2 protein-coding genes are annotated in these 2,153 nt (G+C 68.5%); both read right to left on the bottom strand.

Features of this window, described 5'->3' with window-relative positions; genetic code table 11:
- Positions 1–57: 57 nt before the first annotated feature.
- A complete protein-coding gene (locus PLL68_RS14175) occupies positions 58–516 on the bottom strand; it encodes a hypothetical protein (protein WP_324535176.1) in 459 nt (152 codons plus the stop codon).
- Positions 517–1,408: 892 nt separating this feature from the next.
- A partial coding sequence (locus PLL68_RS14170) for a DMT family transporter (protein ID WP_324535174.1) occupies positions 1,409–2,153 on the bottom strand: 745 nt, incomplete at its 5' end.

Raw genomic sequence — 2,153 nt, 5'->3', positions numbered from 1 at the left:
CTGCCGCTCCTGGGACGACGTGCGACCAGACCGCATTGAGGCGACGCGGGACGGGGTTCAGCCTGGACGGGTGGCCGAGACGGACACCGTCACGACGGACTGGCTGACGGCCTGCGCCCTGTCCGTAGATATCACGCGCCGCGCGACCACGTCGGCGACCGTGCCCGGGTCCGCGGCAGGGTCCGGGCCCGGGCTCCCACTTGCTCGCCAACCGCCGAGGATGACGGCCGCATTGTCTTTGAAGTGCCATGTCGAGTCGAAGCGTGCGTGGACGTCCGTCCCGACCTCGGGGGGCGTTTGCGTCGTGGCGTACACGAGGGTGACGGACGGGGCGTTGCGGATGACGCTGTCGCCGCCGCCCTTCGAGCTCGTCCACGACAGCTCGGTGGCCCCCGGAGGCACCCTCATGACGTCCAGCTTCGAGAGCCGGTCGATGACCTGCTGGTCCGCTGCGTCGATGTTCGTGCACGCGGCCAGGGCGGCCGTGACAACGGCCGCCGCAGCTACTCCTGCCAAGCGGCGGCCCCTCTGTGCTCCCGCCCTAGTCCCCAGGTTGCTCACAAGATGCAGTGTCTCCTCCACGATCATCCGCACGCACGGACATGCCGCAACTCGAGCCCACGGCGGGCGTCGCCCGAGGGAGGGCGTGACGTCGTGGAAGGCATCGTGGGACCATTTCACATGCGGGGTCGGGGACGGTGTGAGCGCGGAGTCGCGGTCGCGCTCGTGGCTGGTGTGACGTTGCTGGTGCTCGGCGGGTGTACTGAAGGTCGGACCCCGATAGACGTTTCGCCTACGGGCGGCCCCGAAGCAACAGCGCAATTACCCCTGGCACGGTCTAGCTGGCAACCTGGGCAGAGTGCAATGTCGGCCGCGATCTCCGGCACGCTCAAGCTGGGGGAGGACGGATGCGTCCGACTGATCGAGCAGGGTGATGAGGGCGCTGTTTGGCCGGTGCTTTGGCCGGTGGGCTGGATTGCGCAGGTGGGGGCCGGAGAGGTTGTCGTTCGTGATCCGTCGAGGTCTGACGCGCCCGTCTACCGCACCAGCGAACTTGTGACCCTCGGTGGCGGTTTCCTGCAACCTGACCGCTATCAGGCGCAAGCGTGTGCCAGCGGACCCGCGTGGCAAGTCGTCGGATGAACGTTCGCAGGGCCGACAGCGCGATCGTCAACCGGCCCGGCACATCCGGACATCAGCGCGTGGCGACTACCGCAGATGCCGCGGGTGGGGCGCTCGATCCTGCCGACTGTTGGACGTTAGCCGGACTGCGTCGCCGGACATGCAATGGCACCCGGACCCAGCGCTACTGAGCGTGTGGCCGACGCGCGACGACTCCTATTGCACGTCCGACGGAGCATTCGCCCGGATCTGCCGCGACAAGTGTGTCATCAAGGCGACCTTGGCTTCAGGAGCGTGAGGCCGCCCGCTCCATGTCCTTCGATCTGGTGTCGGTGTCGGTACCGAGGACCGGGACCGGGACGTCGACGACAGGACGACGACCGAGCTGGACGAGCATCACCGACGAGAGCACGAGGCCGGCGCCGACCACCTGGATGGCGCCGAGTCGCTCACCGAGAACCACCGCGGCGAGGCCGACAGTGGCCACCGGCTCGAAGGTCGAGAGGATGGATGCGGTCGAGGGGCCTGTGTGGCGAAGTCCCGCGAAGAAGGTCGTGGACGCCACGACGGTGGAGACCAGGGCGATGCAGACGATCCACCCCCATCCAGCGAGGGTGAGGTCGAGGCTGAGCCCTCCGGTGAGCAGGGCTCGCAGGGCGAGGGTCAGGGTGGCCCCGACCATCACCAAGGCCGTCAGCGTCAGGGCTGGCACCTGCTGGACGGTGGACTCTCCGACGAGGATGTAGACGGTGTAGGTGAGGGCCGCGGCGAAAGCGAGGGTGACGCCGGCGGTGTCGAACGACAGGGCACCGGCGCCGACCAGCACCAGAGCGGTGCCGCAGGTCGCGGCTAGCAGCGCGGCTACGCGTGCCGGCGTCAGTCGGTCCCTGCCCAAGGTCACCGACGCCAGCGTCACCAGCACCGGGAAGGTGTACAGCACCAGTGCCACGAGCGCTGCGTCGATCCGCTCCAGGGCGGCGAAGTAGAAGGATGCTTGCGCGGCGTACCCCACACCGCCCAGAGCCAGGGCA

The organism is Ornithinibacter sp., assembly GCF_035443565.1.
In the GTDB taxonomy this organism is placed as follows: Bacteria; Actinomycetota; Actinomycetes; order Actinomycetales; family Dermatophilaceae; genus Fodinibacter.
The sequence above is the reverse complement of the archived record's forward strand: the minus strand, read 5'-3'. Positions and strand labels throughout refer to the sequence as shown.